Origin of the sequence: Erwinia aeris, from assembly GCF_041224955.1 — a bacterium.
Lineage (GTDB): Bacteria > Pseudomonadota > Gammaproteobacteria > Enterobacterales > Enterobacteriaceae > Erwinia > Erwinia aeris.
In genome coordinates this window covers 144,516-162,477 of sequence record NZ_JBGFFX010000009.1, presented here as the reverse complement: position 1 = coordinate 162,477, position 17,962 = coordinate 144,516, and the positions used below count along the sequence as shown (strand labels likewise).

The 17,962-nt window shown below is 56.7% G+C and carries 11 protein-coding genes; 4 read left to right on the top strand and 7 right to left on the bottom strand.

Annotated features, from left to right (window positions below; genetic code table 11):
- Positions 1–215 precede the first annotated feature (215 nt).
- Positions 216–1,862, bottom strand: a complete 1,647-nt coding sequence (gene treA, locus AB6T85_RS15645) for an alpha,alpha-trehalase TreA (RefSeq protein ID WP_301251747.1) — start codon at positions 1,860–1,862, stop codon at positions 216–218.
- Positions 1,863–2,492: 630 nt separating this feature from the next.
- Between treA and AB6T85_RS15640 the strand changes: the two genes are divergently transcribed.
- The gene (locus AB6T85_RS15640; RefSeq protein ID WP_253454524.1) at positions 2,493–3,659 is read left to right on the top strand and encodes a type VI secretion system ImpA family N-terminal domain-containing protein; all 1,167 of its coding nucleotides are present in this window, start codon (positions 2,493–2,495) and stop codon (positions 3,657–3,659) included.
- A 389-nt stretch (positions 3,660–4,048) separates the two neighbouring features.
- On the opposite strand, the gene fumA is transcribed toward AB6T85_RS15640, so the two are convergent.
- Both fumA and AB6T85_RS15630 read right to left on the bottom strand, forming a co-directional pair.
- A complete protein-coding gene (gene fumA / locus AB6T85_RS15635; RefSeq protein WP_253454523.1) occupies positions 4,049–5,695 on the bottom strand; it encodes a class I fumarate hydratase FumA in 1,647 nt (548 codons plus the stop codon).
- A gap of 87 nt (positions 5,696–5,782) precedes the next feature.
- Positions 5,783–7,282 carry a DASS family sodium-coupled anion symporter gene (locus tag AB6T85_RS15630; protein WP_125289686.1) on the bottom strand — a complete coding sequence of 500 codons (1,500 nt, stop codon included), beginning with the start codon at positions 7,280–7,282 and terminating at the stop codon, positions 5,783–5,785.
- A gap of 579 nt (positions 7,283–7,861) precedes the next feature.
- Between AB6T85_RS15630 and AB6T85_RS15625 the strand changes: the two genes are divergently transcribed.
- Together AB6T85_RS15625 and AB6T85_RS15620 are read left to right on the top strand one after the other, a co-directional pair.
- Positions 7,862–10,642, top strand: coding sequence for a flavocytochrome c (locus AB6T85_RS15625; RefSeq protein ID WP_253454522.1), 2,781 nt, complete (start codon positions 7,862–7,864; stop codon positions 10,640–10,642).
- 17 nt (positions 10,643–10,659) lie between these two features.
- Positions 10,660–11,625, top strand: coding sequence for an FAD:protein FMN transferase (locus AB6T85_RS15620; RefSeq protein ID WP_369896067.1), 966 nt, complete (start codon positions 10,660–10,662; stop codon positions 11,623–11,625).
- On the opposite strand, the gene dcuR is transcribed toward AB6T85_RS15620, so the two are convergent.
- The 4 genes from dcuR to AB6T85_RS15600 form a co-directional block, all read right to left on the bottom strand.
- Positions 11,606–12,319, bottom strand: coding sequence for a two-component system response regulator DcuR (gene dcuR, locus AB6T85_RS15615; protein WP_369896066.1), 714 nt, complete (start codon positions 12,317–12,319; stop codon positions 11,606–11,608). The genes AB6T85_RS15620 and dcuR overlap by 20 nt on opposite strands.
- Complete coding sequence (locus AB6T85_RS15610; RefSeq protein WP_369896065.1) at positions 12,316–13,908, bottom strand: sensor histidine kinase; 1,593 nt, start codon at positions 13,906–13,908, stop codon at positions 12,316–12,318. The genes dcuR and AB6T85_RS15610 overlap by 4 nt, the downstream gene beginning before the upstream one ends.
- 99 nt (positions 13,909–14,007) lie before the next feature.
- Complete coding sequence (locus AB6T85_RS15605) at positions 14,008–14,973, bottom strand: LysR family transcriptional regulator (protein WP_253454518.1); 966 nt, start codon at positions 14,971–14,973, stop codon at positions 14,008–14,010.
- A 224-nt stretch (positions 14,974–15,197) separates the two neighbouring features.
- Positions 15,198–16,292, bottom strand: a complete 1,095-nt coding sequence (locus AB6T85_RS15600) for a mechanosensitive ion channel family protein (protein ID WP_253454516.1) — start codon at positions 16,290–16,292, stop codon at positions 15,198–15,200.
- Positions 16,293–16,770: 478 nt separating this feature from the next.
- Here AB6T85_RS15600 and AB6T85_RS15595 point away from each other — a divergent pair, with 478 nt between their 5' ends.
- Complete coding sequence (locus AB6T85_RS15595) at positions 16,771–17,793, top strand: isopenicillin N synthase family dioxygenase (RefSeq protein ID WP_369896062.1); 1,023 nt, start codon at positions 16,771–16,773, stop codon at positions 17,791–17,793.
- Positions 17,794–17,962: the final 169 nt, after the last annotated feature.

Sequence of the window (17,962 nt, the reverse complement as noted above, 5' to 3'; positions counted from 1 at the left end):
GGCTGGCAGCAAAAGTGTAAAGAGTATGACAATCTTAATGATAATTATTATCTTTACAACTACGGCGTACAATCCGTGATTTTTCTGATAAACGGCGTGAAGGGGAAAAATAAGCAGGAGGAATCAGGCAAGCGTGCGTGATTTTCTGGTAAGCAACGAAGGGAGAGAAACAAGCAGGGGGAAATCAGGCGATCCTGGACCGCCTGAAGAAAGGCTTACTGGCCTTTAGTGATATCGCCGACGTTATTACATACCACCCCTTTCGGGCAGTAGAGATCCATTAACTTCAGCGTGACGCCGTTGGTCCAGCCGAAGCCGTCCTGTAGCGGGTATTCACCGCCGCCGCCGCCGCCCAGGTTATTGCCTTCCACCACATATTTTTCGACCAGCTTGTGCTCTTTGTCATAGGTGGTCTGCACGTTTTTCAAAAAGCGCATGCCGATATCTTTCGCCAGCGTCTGCTTGCCGTAGTTGTTCAGCCCTTCCACGGCTGCCCACTGCAACGGCGCCCAGCCGTTTGGCGCATCCCACTGCTGGCCGTTGTTGACGTTGGTTGTTACCAGGCCGCCTTCCTTCACCAGCTGCGCCTGGACCGCCGTCGCCGTGCGGTTGGCCTGATCCGCCGTTGCCGCCTTGAGATAAAGCGGGAACAGCGTCGCGGCCGTCAGCTGCGGACGGACTTGCGCCATCTTCCAGTCATAGTCGGCGTACCAGCCCTGTTTTTCATCCCAGAAATAGCGGTTAATCGCCTGCTGGCGCTGTTCGGCCCGCTGCGCAAAGCGCTCGCTGGCGTCCGCCTGACCGGCCTCTTTATTGGCGCGCGCCAGCGTTTTTTCCAGATGAAACATCAGCGAGTTCAGATCGACCGGCAAAATAGCGGTGGTTTGAATCGAGGAGATATCGTCCGGCTTAGCGAACCAGCGTGAGCTGAAATCCCAGCCGGAGGCCGCGCCCGAGCGAAGATCGCGATAAAGCTCGCCCTTATCGCGTCCTTTAGCTTTTTCCACCGTCGCGATGTCGTCCATATAAGATTCGGTACGCGGCACGTCACGGGCGTCCCAATAGCGGTTCAGCAGCGCGCCGTCTTTCAGCTTCACCAGCCGCTTGCTGGCTTCGCCCGCTTTGAGGTGGTCAGCGCCGTTCATCCAGTAGTCATACTCTTTCTGCAGCTCCGGCAGGTACTGACGATAGACGCTGTCGCCTTTATGCGTCGCCAGCAGGTCGACCATCAGGCTGAAGAAAGGCGGCTGCGAGCGGCTGAGATAATAGCTGCGGTTGCCGTTAGGGATATGGCCATATTTATCCAGCAGCGAGGCGAAGTTATCCACCATATCCTGCACGCGATCCCAGTGGCCGCTTTCCGCCAGGCCAAGCATCGTGAAATAGCTGTCCCAATAGTAAATCTCCCGGAAGCGGCCGCCCGGCACGACGTAAGGCTTGGGCAACGCCAGCAGAGAATCCCACTGGTTAACCGGCGTGGCGTTACGGGTCAGTACCGGCCACAGCCCGTCGATATGTTCACGCAGGCTCTGTCCGGCAGGCGGCACGTAGGCCGGGCCGTTGGTGGGCAGCGTGAAGTTAGTATTCACAAATCGGCGCAGGTCGAAATTGCGCTGTTTTCTCTGCATCTGCCAGTCTGCCAGGATCAGGCTGGGACTGGTTTTCGGCAGGGCGTCGGCGAAGGTCTTTTGATCGGGAAACAGTTTAGCGGCCTGCACCGCCTTAAACAGCGGCCCCAGCGTCATATCAGGCGGCTGCGGCTGCCCATCGGCGGCAGCGGCGAAGCCGGCCTGCGTCAGCGCGGCAATCAGCAACGGCAGCGACAGCACGGTTTTCCATTGACGTTTTTCAACTTTCTGCATTAGTCGTTCTCCCTATCCCAATCGAATAGCTGTAAGTTATTGACCCTGAAACAAACTTTAGACGAAATTCCGGAGTTCGCCCGGACCGGTGCCGCGAAATGTGATGCGCCAGGCTTTTTATCAACGGCGCATGAAAGAAAAGGGGTACAAACTGGAAATATTTAATCAAATCTATTAAGCAAATAAAGTAAAAATGGCTTATTCAGGATGCGGCGGCTAATAGCTTCCTGAAAGCCATCTGATATCAGCGGCCGTCCGTAAAAAACAACCCGCTAACTGGAACGGTGGTTTTATGAAGGATCTTTTTTCGATAATTGTTTAGCGGGCTGTTTGCTACGCTTGCCAACAAGCCGCCGCTTTATGTTACTGAAAAAGATCGGATGGTGAAATAATGAAAATAAAAGCCGCCTGTTTTGTGAAGAAGCATCCTCATTGCAACGAGGAACGATAAATTACTTTTGCAAATCACTATTATGGTTAATATATTACAGGTGACTTTAGGGTGACATCACGGTTTTATCCTCTGTCCTGAGGAAAATTTTTTATCGTGACGTGGGAAAGTATATTGACGCAAACGCTTGAGGTCCATTCAGGGATTGACAGAATTATTGGAAAAAAGGAACAACCGGCATGACAACACACGGCGACAATATTTTGCAGACAGGCGGCGATCCTCGCGCGCTGGCGGAATTTTCCGCCCTGCGGCAGGAAATCGCCTTGCTCAATCAGCCTGGCGAGTCAGGCCCGGACTGGCAGCGCGTGGAGGCGCTCGCGATCGCGCTTTTTCGGGCGAACGGCATGGATTTGCAAAGCGTGGCCTGGTATACGCTGGCCAGGGCGCACAGCGCCGGGCTGCCGGGATTGTGCGAAGGGTTTGAAATCATTACGGCAATGATGAAACATCAGTGGCCGACGCTCTGGCCGCAGCCGCTTTCCGCCCGGCTGGCGATTGTGACCTGGCTGAGCGCCGGGATGCAACAACGGCTTAAGGAGCTTCAGCCGGAAGCGAGCGATCTCGATCTGCTTTACCGACTGCAGGCGCAGCTGGAACAAAATGTCAACACGCTTGAGGTGCTGGCCTACAAGCATCTGAGCCAGCTTGATCGCCTGAATATCCAAATCAGCGAGCTTATAGCGCAGCTTACCGTGCCGGAACGCCAGCTCAAAACTGACCGGACCATGCTGACGAGGGCGACCCTGGCGCGGGCCGGCCGTAGCGATGAGTTCACGCCGCTGGTTTACGTGCCGGGTGATATGACCAGCTCTGGCGCGCTCACGGTCAGTTTTAGTTTTTGGGAGCGTAGCCGGGGCTTTTTTGCCGGCATGGTTGTCGCCTGCCTGCTGTGCGCTTTAGGCTCGTGGGCTTTGCAACTGATGCAGCCCGAGCCGGATAAAGCGCAGCGGATTGCTCTGCTGGCCCGCCAGGTTACGCCAGAGCTGGGCGGCCAGGATAAAAACTGGCAGGAGGCCGTTATGCTGGCCGCGCTGCCCAGGGAGCAGCTGGTGCTGTGGCATACGGCGCGGTTGAGATTAAAAAAAATGCTGGCGCTGGTGAAGGTGCCGGAGGAGCAGCGCGCTGGCTGTCTTACCTATACGGAATTCGAGGCTCAGCTGGTCACTCTTCGGCAGCCTCTGGAAGCGATGCAGCCCGCAGAGGAGCTGTTGCGTCAGCTTGAGTCGAATCCGCTATCGCCGGTATTAAGAGGGAAAATAGAGAATCGCTTAAAACAGCTGCTGGCGCGCTACGCGCTTATTCTTCAGTCTGCCAGTAAAGACGCTTCGGAGAATAATAAATAATAGTCTGCGCGCTTCTTTTTAAACGAATGACGTTTTCCTGAAATAGTATAAAGAAGATGGGCGGAATATGTGTTCTGTTTCTTAACGGAGCTTTTCATCGTTATAGCCAGGCTCGTAACAAGACCCGCTTGTTTTACCAGTCGTTTTTCAAAAATAACCCTGTGGTATTTTATCAGGTTCATTTTTACTGCGCGCTTCTGTTTCCCCCAGAGATGGGGTGTAGGTTATTTTTTACAGGGGATAAGTAGCGCCAGCAAATAAACAGGGTGGATAAGAAGCGAATTTACAGGGCATGTAACGGGCAGGGCACTGTCGTTGTATTAGCGCGCCAGCAGCCTTTATCTGGCGCGCTCATGGCTGGCTCCTTTATTCGATAAAGGGGCCGCTGATTATTTAGCGCATTTACCGCACTGATTTTGCGCAATCAGCGTGAAAAAGTCGTTGCCTTTATCATCGACCAGGATAAACGCCGGGAAGTTTTCCACCTCAATCTTCCATACCGCTTCCATACCCAGCTCCGGGTATTCCACGCACTCCAGGCTCTTGATACTCTGCTGCGCCAGCACCGCCGCCGGGCCGCCGATACTGCCCAGGTAAAAGCCACCGTGTTCGCGACAGGCGTCGGTCACCTGCTGGCTGCGGTTGCCTTTCGCCAGCATAATCAGGCTGCCGCCGTTGGCCTGTAAACGATCGACATAAGAATCCATTCGTCCGGCGGTCGTCGGGCCAAGCGAGCCGGAAGCATAGCCTTCGGGGGTTTTGGCCGGGCCGGCGTAGTAAACGGGGTGATCTTTCAGGTACTGCGGTAAACCTTCGCCTCTTTCCAGCCGTTCGGCGAACTTCGCATGGGCAATATCGCGCGCCACGATAATGGTACCGCTTAGCGAAAGCCGGGTAGAAACCGGGAAGCGCGACAGCTGCGCCAGAACCTCTTCTATCGGCCGGTTGAGGTTAATCTGATGCACCTCGCCTTCACCCTGCTGGCGCAGTTCGGCCGGAATATAGCGTCCCGGATTATCCTCCAGCTTTTCAATCCAGATGCCATCGCGGTTGATTTTCGCTTTGATATTGCGGTCGGCGGAGCAGGAAACGCCCATGCCGACCGGGCAGGAAGCGCCGTGGCGCGGCAGGCGGATCACCCGAATATCGTGGGCGAAGTATTTGCCGCCGAACTGGGCGCCCAGCCCCAGCTTCTGCGCGGCCGCCAGCAGCGCCTGCTCCAGCTCGCGATCGCGGAACGCCTGGCCATGCTCATTGCCTTCAAACGGCAGGCCGTCATAGTAGTGCGTTGAGGCCAGCTTGACCGTTTTCAGGGTGCTTTCGGCCGAGGTGCCGCCGATCACAAAGGCGATATGGTAAGGCGGGCAGGCCGCCGTGCCCAGCGTGCGCATTTTCTCGGTCAGCCAGGCCTCCAGCCTGCCGGGGTTGAGCAGAGCGCGCGTCTCCTGCCACAGGTAGGTTTTGTTGGCGGAGCCGCCGCCTTTAGCCATGCAGAGAAATTTATACTCATCGCCGTCCACGCTGTAGAGATCGATCTGCGCAGGCAGGTTAGTACCGGTATTGATCTCGCGATACATATCCAGCGCGACGTTCTGCGAGTAGCGCAGATTATCCTGGCTGTAGGTGTTGTAAACCCCCTGCGACAGCGCCGCTTCATCGCCGCCGCCGGTCCAGACGCGCTGGCCTTTTTTGCCCATAATAATGGCCGTGCCGGTATCCTGGCAGGTTGGCAGCACGCCTTTCGCCGCGATCTCGGAGTTTCTTAAAAATTGCAGCGCCACATACTTGTCGTTCTCGCTGGCCTCCGGATCGCTCAGAATGGCGGCGACCTGGCGCTGGTGTGCGGGACGCAGCATAAAAGCGGCATCGTGAAACGCCTGCTGCGCCAGCAAAGTCAGCGCTTCCGGCTCGACTTTCAGCACTTCCTGACCGGCGAATTCGCTGACGGAAACGTGATCGCTGCTCAGCAGATAGTATTCGGTTTCGTCAGGGGCGAGAGGAAAAGGGTTCTGATAGACGAAAGGTTTGTTTGACATTTTGCTCACCTGGTAAGCCGTAGCGTGCGCCACGGCAAGGAAAGAGGCCGGGGCCGGAAAAGGCCCGTCAGCCTGGGTTTTTTACGGTCAGAACATCATGACCATCCACGGATAGGCAATCAGCATCATGCCGCCGAGGAAAATCGCGCCGAAAATAGTGCCAAGCCGCCAGTAGTCTTTGGTCGGCAGATAGCCGCTGCCGTAGTAGATTGGGCTGGGGCCGGTGCCGTATGGGGTGATAATCCCCATCACGCCGAGCGAGGTCACCATCATCAGGCAGTAGACCGGCATATTGATGCCCGGAATGGCGGCAGCGATGGTCAGCATGGCCGGCAGCAGCGCGGTGGTATGAGCGGTGGTGCTGGCAAAAAGGTAGTGCAGCAGGAAGAAGGCCACCAGCAGCATCACGGCCGCCACTTGCGGATCGATGCCGGTCAGCAGCTGGCCGCCTTCTTTGCCCAGCCAGGCGATAAAGCCGACGCGCGCCAGGCCATCCGCCAGCGCCACCAGCGTGGCGAACCAGGCGAAGGTGTTCCAGGCCGGTTTATTGCTGGTGATATCGTTCCAGTTCAGTACGCCCGTCCACAGCATCAGCACCACGACCAGCAGCGCCGCCATGGCCGGTTCAATCCAGCTGGTGGCGAAAATCCACATCAGCAGCGCGCAGCAGACAAACAGCAGCAGCAGCATTTCGTTGCGCGACAGCTTGCCCAGTTTTTCCAGCTCGCTTTTTGCCCAGCGCGGCACCTCGTCGTTGATCTTCACTTCCGGCGGATAGAACCAGTAGGCCAGTAAAGGCATGGTTAAGATCAGCAGCAGGCCCAGTGGCAGGAAGGCGAGGAACCAGTTCCCCCAGGAGATATCGAAGCCCACGATGCTTTTCACCAGCGCCAGCGCCAGCAGGTTAGGCGCGAGCGCCGACAGGAACATTGAGCTGGTAATACAGGCTGCGGTGATCGCCACCCACATTAAATAAGAACCAATTTTACGCGCGCTGGGATCGTTGGGTTTGGAACCGTACAGCGGCGGCAGGTTAGCGATAATCGGGTAGATAGTCCCGCCGCTGCGCGCCGTGTTGGACGGGGTGAAAGGCGCCAGCAGCAGATCGGCGAAGGTAATGGCGTAGCCCAGCGTCAGGCTGCGTCGCCCCAGATACTTCACCAGGATCAGCGCCAGACGGCGGCCAAACTGCGTCTTGTCATAACCCGCGGCGAACATAAACGCGCCGAAAATCAGCCAGACTGTAGAGTTGCCGAACCCGCTGACCGCCCATTTAAAGGACTGCGTGGCGGCCTGGAATTTGGGGTCGGCCAGCTCGGCCGGACTGAACAGCAGCCAGTGGCTGAACAGGGCAATGACCACCACCCCGGTCAGGCCGATCACCGCACCGGGCAACGGTTCGAAGATCAGGCCAACGATGACGCCGACGAACACCGCGAAGAAGCGCCAGGCGTAAGGCTCCAGCCCGCCGGGGACCGGCGTCAGCAGCAGCAGCACCGTGACCAGCACGGGCAGAAAAAGCATAACAAGACGTTTTTTGGTTCCCGGTGAGGCGGGCGATCCACTCGACGTTGATTTTGTTTTCATAGTGTTGATCTGCAAGTTAACAGTAATAAAAGAGATATGTCCCGGTTAATGGCTACGCCCTTTTTAAACGGGCTTATTTACCGCGACCCTGGTGACAGGATGACCTTTTTAAACATGTTTTTAACATACTATTAAGGAACTGTGAAGATAATGCAGGTCGCCCTGAATAATAATATTGATCTGGATCAATAAATATTTCCAGCCATTTTGTTCTTTTTTTTGGAAAATGCATTTTCCCTGGTTGCCTTCCCAAAATTGTTACGTGTAGAGCAGTTTACTGTTACGTTTTTATTTCCTGAAATAGCTGGTAATATTTTTAGTGTATTGATTTTATTGGTTTTATTTTTAGGTGGCAATTGGAGTTTGCTTTTAGTTAACTAATGAGTAACAATCAGAGCGGTGACGGCGTGACATAATGCGGTAATTGTTTCTGGTAATTTAAAAAGTTTAATAACTAAATTAACCGATTTAATAAATCCAGAATTGATATATTTATTGCATAAAGCAGAACCCGTTAATTAAGCGAAAACGTTTCTTATGTAACACGGTTCAAAAATTTAAATTTTGGAGTCGATAATAATGAACACGCTCACCCCGATCCTTAATCCGCTGACGCTGCCGAATGGCGCCGTATTAAAAAACCGTCTGGTAATGGCGCCAATGACCACCTGTACGGGATTCTACGACGGCACCGTCACCAGTGAACTGGTAGAGTATTATCGCGAACGTGCCGGCAGCCTGGGCGCGGTGATCGTGGAGTGCTGTTTTATTGATCCCAAAGGGCCGGCATTTCCCGGCGCGATAGGCATTGACAGCGATAACAAAATCGCGGGCCTGGCGCGGATAGCAAGCGCGATCAAATCCAAAGGCTCGCAGGCTATTCTGCAAATTTATCACGGCGGCAGGATGGTGGAGCCGGAGCTGATCGGCGGCAGAACGCCGGTTGCACCCAGCGCCATCGCCGCGCCGCGTGAAGGCGCCACCACGCCGCAGGCGCTGACCGGCGAAGAAGTTGAGGTGATGATCACCAAATTCGGTGACGCGGTGAACCGCGCCATCAAGGCCGGCTTCGACGGCGTGGAGCTGCACGGCGCGAACACCTACCTGATCCAGCAGTTCTATTCGCCCAATTCCAACCAGCGCGACGACCAGTGGGGCGGCAGCCGCGATAACCGCACGCGCTTCCCGCTGGCGGTGCTGGATATCACGCATAAAATGGCCGAACGCTTCGCGGACGATACCTTTATCATCGGCTATCGTTTCTCGCCGGAAGAGCTGGAAGTCCCCGGTATTCGCTTTGACGACACGATGTATCTGCTGGAAAAACTCGCCGAGCGCGGGCTGGACTACGTGCATTTTTCCGTAGGGCAGCTGCTGCGGCCTTCTATCGTCGACACCCAGGATCCCACGCCGCTGATTACCAAATTCCGCGCTATGCGCTCCGAAACGCTGGCAAAAATTCCGGTGATCGGCGTCGGCGGCGTGGTGAATAAAGCCGATGCCGAAAGCGGGCTGGAGCACGGTTTCGATCTGGTGGCAATCGGCAAAGCCTGCATCGCCTATCCTGACTGGGCCGATCGCATTATTCACAACGACCATCTGGAACTCTATATCGACAGCAACCGGCGCGAGGCGCTGAAAATCCCCGAGCCGCTGTGGCGCTTCTCGCTGGTGGATGCGATGATCCGCGATATGAGCGCGACCGGCCGCAAATATAAAGCGGGCGTTTATCAGGAAAAAGTCGAGGCGGAGGCGCTGAAGCTAAAAATCAACGTCGCGCTGGATACCGATCGCATTACCGATATCACGCTGGTGCCGGACGATACGCTCGACGTCGATTTCACCACCACTTTCGAAAGCCTGCGCAACCGCATTCTGGTTGCTAACAGCCCGCATGTGGATGCGATTACCGGCGCCACCACCCAAAGTGAAGCCCTGAAAAAAGCGGTTTCGCGGGCGCTCGCTACCTCCAGCAAAGAGCATGTAATAGAAGAGGGCGGCAATCCGCAGGCGCCGCAAAACTACGACGTGGTGGTTATCGGCAGCGGCGGCGCGGGCCTGGCGGCGGCTATCCAGGCGCATGACGAAGGCGCGCGCGTGGCCATTATCGAAAAAATGCCGACCATCGGCGGCAATACCATCAAGGCCTCGGTAGGCATGAACGCGGCGGAAACGCGCTTCCAGAAGCTGAAAGGCATCAAGGACAGCAAAACGCTGTTTTATGAAGAAACCCTGAAAGGCGGCCATTTCAAAAACAATCCCGTGCTGTTGAAAGAGTTTGTGGAGCTGGCGCCTGAGGCTATCGAATGGCTGGCGGCGAAAGGCATTGAGCTGAACGATATCACCATCACCGGCGGCATGAGCATCGACCGCACCCATCGTCCGGCAGACCGCTCGGCGGTAGGGGGCTTTCTGATCAGCGGCCTGGTGAAAAATATTAACCAGCGCAATATCGAGGTGCTGCTGGAAACCTCGGTGGAAGAGATCATTTATACCGACGGCAGGGTCAGCGGCGTGAAGGTGGTCGATGAATATTACGACAGCCGCATTCTTAACGCCCGCAGCGTAATCGTTGCCACCGGCGGCTTCAGCGCCAACCGCGAGATGGTCACCCATTACCGGCCGGAGCTGGACGGCTTTGTCACCACTAACCACAAGGGCGCGACCGGCAGCGGTATCGCGCTGCTGCAAAAACTTGGCGCGGGCACGGTGGATATGGGCGAAATCCAAATCCATCCAACGGTAGAGCAAACCACCTCCTATCTGATCTCCGAATCGATTCGCGGCGGCGGCGCCATTCTGGTCAGCCAGGCCGGACACCGTTTCTGCAACGAGATGGCGACCCGCGATAAAGTGTCGGCGGATATTATCGCGCTGCCGGAGAAAAGCGCCTGGGTGATTTTTGACGAACAGGTCAGGCTGAACAACAAGGCGGCCGACGAATACCTTGCCAAAGGCTTTGTGGTCAGCGCGTCTTCGCCGCAGGAGCTGGCGATCAAGCTCAATATGGATCTGCACGCGCTGCTGGCGACGCTGGAGCGCTACAACCTGTTTGTCGAGCGCCAGCAGGATGAGGATTTCGGTCGTCAGACCGCGATGCGCCATCCGCTGAACCAGGGGCCGTTTTACGCCATCCGCATCGCGCCCGGCGTGCACCATACGATGGGCGGCGTCACCATCAACAGCGATACCGCCGTGCTGGATGAGCAGCAGCAGGTTATTGCCGGGGCATGGGCGGCGGGTGAAGTCGTCGGCGGCATTCACGGCGGTAACCGTATCGGCGGCAACGCTATTGCCGATATCATTATCTTCGGCACGCTGGCCGGACGTCACGCGGCTGATTTCGCCCTGCATCATTAACACACCGGAGAGCCACGATGCCAGCTGACGCGCGACTTTACGCTTACTCTGCGGTGCTGATGGGCTCGCCCATCCTGCTGAAGCTGGCGGAGCACGACGAAAAGCTGGCGGGCGACGTGTTCCGCCTGATCCGCCAGCAGGAAAATCTGTTTACCGTGAATCGTGCCGGTTCGCAGCTGATGGCGGTGAACGCGGCGGCGGGCAGCCATCCCGTTGCGGTCAGCGCGCCGGTGTTTGCGCTGATCAAACGCGCCAGGGAAGTGAGCCTGCTGGCCGGAAGCTGTTTCAACTTCGCTATCGGGCCGCTGGTCAAGCGCTGGAAAATCGGTTTTCAGGGCGACAGCGTGCCGCCCGCGCACGAGCTACAGGCGCTGCTGGCATTAACCGATCCCGCCCGCGTGCAGCTGGACGAGCAGCAGCAGACGGTGTTTCTGCCGCAGCCCGGCATGGAGATCGATCTGGGCGCGATAGCCAAAGGCTATATCGCCGACGTGGTCAGGGATTTTCTGCATCAGCGCGGCTGCTTCTGCGGGCTGATCAACCTTGGCGGCAACCTGCAAACGCTTGATGCACCCGCAGGCGAAACGGCATGGGCGATAGGCGTGCAGCTGCCTTTTGGCGAGCCGGGCGCGCTGATCGGCAGCGTCGCCGTCAGCAATAAATCGGTGGTGACATCGGGCGTGTATGAGCGCTACTTCGAGCTGAACGGCCGCCGCTATCACCATATCCTCAATCCGCAAACCGGTTATCCGCTGGACAACGAGCTGCTCGGCGTAACGGTCATTTCTGACCGTTCGCTCGACGGCGATATTTTTACCACGCTGCTGTATGGCCTGGGCGTAGAACAGAGCCTTGTTTTCCTGAAGGATTATCCGCAGATCGAGGCCATTTTCGTAACGCGAGAGCAGCAGGTGGTGCTGGCAACCCAACAGCCTTTCCGGCTGCTGGACGAGCGCTGGCGGGTTATTGACAGTACTGTTTAAGCAGCTCGCTGTATTCGGCCTGTAGCCGATAGCGGTAGACCGGCCTGCCGGTTGCGCCATAGTGGATGCTGGTAAAGAGTATATGGCACTGCGCCAGCCAGATCAGGTATTTGCGGCAGGAGACGCGGGAGATGTTGACCGCTGCGGCCAGCTCGTCGGTAGAGAACTCTTCCGCCGGATGCGCGTCAATCCACTGGCAGAGCGTGCGCAGCGTCTGCGGCGTCAGGCCTTTCGGCAGGCGTTTGCCTTCGGCTGGCCCATCCCTGTCGCCGTGGAGCAGCCGATCCACATCGGCCTGCTGATACCAGGGCTGGCTGTCCATCAGCGTCTTGCGGCGACGCCAGCCGGTCAGCGCCTCTTCAAAACGCGAGAACTGGAAAGGCTTGATCAGATAGTCCACCACGCCGTAGTGCAGCGATTGCCTGACGGTATCGGCATCGGCGGCGGAAGAGATCACAATTACATCCACCGCCTGCTTCGCCTGGCGCAGCGCGGGCAGCAGATCCAGCCCGCTCTCCTGCTGCAAATAGATATCCAGCAGGATCAAATCAATGCCGCCATGCAGCGCCATCTCCTTTGCCTGTTGCAGGGTCGAGGCTATGCCCACGCAGTGAAATCCTTCCAGCTGGCCGATATAGCAGCGGTTCAACTCGGCGACCATGGCGTCATCATCGACGACTAACACGTTAATCATGCGCTTTTGTTTCCTCTATCCCAGGGCAGTTGGACTAAAAATTGCGTATAAACGCCGGGTTCGGACTCTACAATAATTTTTCCGCCAAGGCTTTCGGTTTGTTGTTTGACGAGGAACAAGCCCATGCCCCGATCGTCTCCTTTGCTGGAAACGCCTTTCTCAAAGATAGCATCTGGTTCCGGGATGCCCGGCCCGTCATCGCTGACCTCGCAGGCCAGCCAGCCGTTCTGATAGTGCAGCAGCACGCTGATTTCGCCGCCGGGCTGGCCGTCTGCGGCCTCCAGCGCGTTCTCAATCAGGTTGCCCAGAATGGTGATCAGCGCGGCGGACTGCGTTTCGCTGCCGCAGTCCGGCAGCAGGCTGTCCTCGCTGACGATCAGCCGGTGGCCGCAATCGGTCGCGCGTTCGATCTTGCTTAACAGAAAGCCCGCAATCACCGGCGATTTAATTTTCATCAGCAGCGAGCCAATCTCTGTCTGATAGCCGTTGGCGGTTTTCAGGATATAGCTTTCCAGCTGCTGGTAGTTTTTCATATGCAGCAGGCCGAGGATCACATGCAGCTTGTTCATAAATTCATGCGAGCGCTCGCGCAGCGCGTCAACATAGTTGACCAGGCCGTCCAGCCGCTGCACCAGCTGGCTGACCTCGGTTTTATCCCTGAAGGTACAGACCGCGCCGATAATCACGCCCTTGCTGCGTACCGGCATGGTATTGCTGAGCAGCACGCGCCCCTTGAAATGCAGCTCTCTGTCGCGCTGCGGCACGCCGCTTTGCACCACTTCGCGCAGGTTGGCGATGAGCGGGCCGGGCGCTTCGTCCTGCGGATGGCGCGCTTCGGTAAAAAGCTGCTGCGCGGCGCGGTTGATCAGCGTGACCTGTACACGATCGTCCACCGCAATAACGCCTTCCTTAATCGATTGCAGCATCGCCTGGCGCTGCTCATACAGCATCGAAATCTCGTAAGGCTCCAGACCGGAGAGCACGCGGCGGGAGGCCCGCACCAGGCACCAGGTGCCGATAGCGCCCGCCAGCACGCCGAACAGTGCCGTCCACAGTACCGACCAGCGGGTACGCGCGATCTGCTGCGCGACCTCGCTCAACGAGATACCTACCGCCACCACGCCAATCTGCCGCTGCCGGGCGTCGTAAATCGGCGTAAATACGCGTAGCGCCTGCGCCAGCTGGCCGCGATTGATCGACACGTTTTCCTTACCCGCCAGCGCCGGCTGCAAATCCTCGCCGATGAAAGGGCGGTTGATGGCGTTTTTATCAGGGTGAGAATAGCGGATACCGCGCATATCGGTGACCACGACAAACAGCAAATGGTTGCTTTCCTGTACCGCCTGAGTAAGCGGCTGAATAATGTTGCGATCGGCGGGCAGCAGCAGGCCGCGCTGTACTTCGGCAGAATCGGCCAGGGTACGCGCCACCGCCAGCGCTTTATCCTTAACGCCGGCGCGGGTGATATGGCTTATCTGGAAAAAATAGAACAGATGAACGATCAGCAAAACCACGGCGAGCACCGCGCCGACCATCAGGCTGACGGAGGTGCTGAGCTTCAGTGGACGTTTACGGGACGGGTTACTCATGATCGCTCCATGACTGGCGGGACGAAACGGGCTGGCGAAGGATTACTATAGCGGACGACGCCGACAGGAAAAAGCGGACGGCCCGTCGCCGGAGCGCCATCAGGCGACAGCGCCTGAGGTCATCTGGCGCGGCGCCCGCCGTGCTTCTGCCGCTATCTCTTCGCGCAGCAGGGCAATCAGTTCGCGCAGGCCCTGCGGCACGCGCCGATGGCCCGGATAGTAGAGGCATAGCGCAGGTTCGACGGGCGACCAGTCGGGCAATACCACGTGCAGAGCGCCGTTCAGCAACGGCTCTTTTACGCGGTCTTCCAGACAGTAAGCGATACCCGTTCCGGCAAGCGCCAGCTCCAGCGCCAGCGTGGTTTCGCTGACGCAAATTTGTCCCGGCACGTCGATCACGCGGTAGTCGTTGCCCTGACGAAATTCCCACTTATAGATCACGCCCTGGCCGGTGCGCATACGGATACAGGAATGCGCGCGAAGATCTTCAGGCTCCAGCAGCGGCGGGCGGTGATAAAGATAGCGCGGCGCAGCGACGGCAACCCATTTCAGATCCGCGCCCAGCTTTACGGCGACTAAGTCTTCCGGCACGGTGCCGCCAAAACGGATACCGGCGTCGAAGCCTTCCGCCACGATATCCACCATGCGATCGTCCACGCAGACTTCCACCTCAACCTCCGGATACTTGCTGAGGAACTTTGGCAGATAGCGGCCCACAATCAGTCGCGCGCCGTCGCTCAGCACATTCAGGCGCAGACGGCCTGCCGGACGATCGCGCAGGCGATTTACCTCATCCAGCGCGTCGCCGATCTCCTGAAACCCGACGTTCAGCCGCCGCGCCAGGCTGGCGCCCGCTTCGGTAGGGGCAACGGTGCGGCTGGTGCGGTTCAGCAGCCGCACGCCCAGCCGCGTTTCCAGATTGCGAATAGCGTGGCTGAGCGCGGAGGTAGTAATGCCCAGCTCCACGGCGGCTTTGGTAAAGCTGCGCAGGCGTTCTACCATGCGAAAAGCGTTCAGGTCGGCGAGATCGCTGCGTGACAGCGCGGCTGTGGGTTTAACGGGCATGGGATCGTCCAGGGGATGAGCCAGATTCAATGCTGCAACGCTGGCGGTGCTAAAGGAAACCAAGTTTAATGATATTCGCTAATCAGACGCAACCGGCAACGCCGCTTCTTTAACTGAAAGCGGCGTTACCCATCGCCAGGCTGGTGTCAGGATGCCGCGCGGCCAGCGAGCACGGTTTTTGCCGCGCCTGCTGGCAAAAATAGCCGGCAGTACTGGCTATTTCCTCAGGCAGGCTGTTCCTCCTGCGGCAGCGAATTTTCAAAGGTCACAAAACGGTGCGGCCCGGCCAGGCCAATACCTGTCTCTTCCAGATATTCTTTGATCCGCAGGTTAATCTCCTGCTGAATATCCATGTACTGGTTATAGTCGGAAAACTTCAGGATATGTACCACCTCAAACATAATGCGATCGGACTCGAAAGAGGCCAGGTGCGCGCGGTCAAAGCGGGTTTTATCAATGCGGCCGATCACCTCTTCAATCATGGGGCCAATCTTGCGCAGCTGCTCGGCCGATGTCGCCAGCGGCACGCCAAAGCTGAAGACGATACGGCGCGTCTGCATCCTTTTATAGTTGTGGATGGTTTGCTGCAACAGGATGGCGTTGGCGCAGACAATCTGCTCGCCGCTCAGGCTGCGGATGCGCGTGGTTTTCAGCCCGATATGTTCGATAGTGCCCGCCACGTCGTTAAAAACCACAAAGTCGCCGATCTCAAAAGGCTTATCAATACCGATTGAAAGAGAGGCGAAAAGGTCGCTCAGCACCGTCTGTACCGCGAGCGCGATGGCGATACCGCCGACGCCCAGGCTTGCCACCAGCGCGGTAATATTGACGCCCGCATTGGCGAGTATCGACAGGATCATCACCGACCAGACCAGCGCCCGGAACAGCAGCCCAAGAATGATGGTAGTGACAGGATTGCGGTGCGAGTCCGGGCCGAAGTTCGTCAGCGAATAGCGCAGCCAGGACTGCACGGCCTGATCCAGCCACAGCGCGATTTGCAGCGCCAGCACCAGGAACCAGGCGTGCGGGATGGTGCCGCTGACCTGGCCGGGCAACACGATAAACTGCAGGCTGAACAGAAAAGAAGCGATAAAGATCAGCGTGACCCGGGTTCTTTTCAGCACGTCCAGAAAGACGCGGTGCGCCACGCGATTTTCATGATCTTCCGCCCACGAGCCTATCCGTTTTTCCAGCAGCGAGATAACTTTGCGGATCAGGAAGAAAGTCACAGCGGTGATCACCACTACCAGCAGAATGTTACCCCAGAAGGTCACTGACGTAATCAACTTCAAATAGTTTGTATGAAAGATTTCTTTCACACGGCCTCCTTTATTCTGAATGGGTAAGAGAGTAAGTGTAGTAGAAAATTCAAAGGGATAGCTGTTTTTTGATTTCTAATTTAGATTTACAGTTAAAATGAAGCTGTACTTAAATATTTGTGGGGATTTTTTAATCTAACTTGCTGTTATAAAAGGCTGTATCATGTTTTTGTGGTTATTATTTCAGCTTCAGGTGGCTGGGTAATAATAAGCTTTTCCATTGAGTTGCTATAAAAATTAATAATTAATCTGGTGGGCCAGGCTGAGTATTTATTTTCTGGCTGATAGTTATATTCTTATCAGGAAGTTTTAGCCGTTTCTGCTGATGGAGTTGGTCGGGTTTTAACGCAAAGAGCAGGTAATAAACGAGGCAAAATGACTTCTGACATTTGCATATAGATAGCAGGAATAGTTCGTAGAGATAGTACAGGCGGAGTGGCAATGTGGAACTAAGCCTCTTTCAGCCAGGATAAAAGTCATGAGCCAACAAAGTCCGTTAACGCTTCCGGTTATCGATTTCGCTCAATTAACCGCATCGGCGCAGCAGCGTTCAGCCTTGCTCGACTCGCTTGCCCGGGCGGCACGTGAAGTCGGGTTTTTCTATCTGATCAATCATGGGATCAACCAGCCATTGATCGACAGAGTGCAGCAGGTTGCTCGCGCGTTCTTTGCTTTACCGTCGGAAGAAAAGCTCAGGGTCAAAATGGCGAATTCGCCGCATTTTCGCGGCTATAACCTTGCTGGCGTAGAGATAACCCGTAATCAGCCTGATTATCGCGAACAGTTCGATATCGGCGCGGAACGAGAGGCGCTACCCGTCTCGCCAAATATTCCGGCATGGCAAAGAATGCAGGGGCCTAACCAGTGGCCGCAGGCGCTGCCGGAACTGCAACTTGTGCTAACGCGCTGGCAGCAGGAAATGACTGAGGTTGCATTGAAACTGCTGCGCGCTTTCGCCGAGGCGCTGCAACTGCCGCAGGACGCTTTCGACGGCCTTTACGGCGCTTTCCCCAATGAACATATCAAACTGATCCGTTATCCGGGGCGCACCGACAGCGAATCGCGTCAGGGCGTGGGCGCGCATAAGGATTCCGGTTTTTTGACGCTGCTGCTGCAGGATGATAAGCCAGGTCTGGAGGTTGAGATTCGTCCTGGCGAATGGACAGCGGCGACGCCTTTACCCGGTTCGTTTGTAGTCAATATTGGGGAGCTGCTTGAGCTGGCGACCAACGGCTATCTGCGTGCCACCGTGCACCGAGTAGTATCGCCGCAGACGGAACAGGAGCGTTTATCTGTCGCCTTTTTTCTTGGCGCCCAGCTTGACGCCGTGGTGCCGGTATATCAGCTGCCGGAAGCGCTGGCGAACCTGGCGCAGGGGCCGGACAGCGATCCGCAAAATCCGCTGCTGCGGGAGGTCGGCTGGAACTATTTAAAAGGGCGGCTGCGCTCGCATCCCGACGTGGCGCAGCGCTTCTATGCAGACTTCACTGAGCACTGTTGAGAAAGATGCGCTCCACAGGCGCATTGGCCAGTTGCCTTTGATAAGCGCTGCTGCTGCGGTTCGGCATGATGGAACAACATAACAGGGGGTAAGAAAGCTATAGGGAACCTCAGCGGAAGATGTCCGCATGCCGGAAACGGCATGCGTAAAGACGGCCGCCTGTTAATAG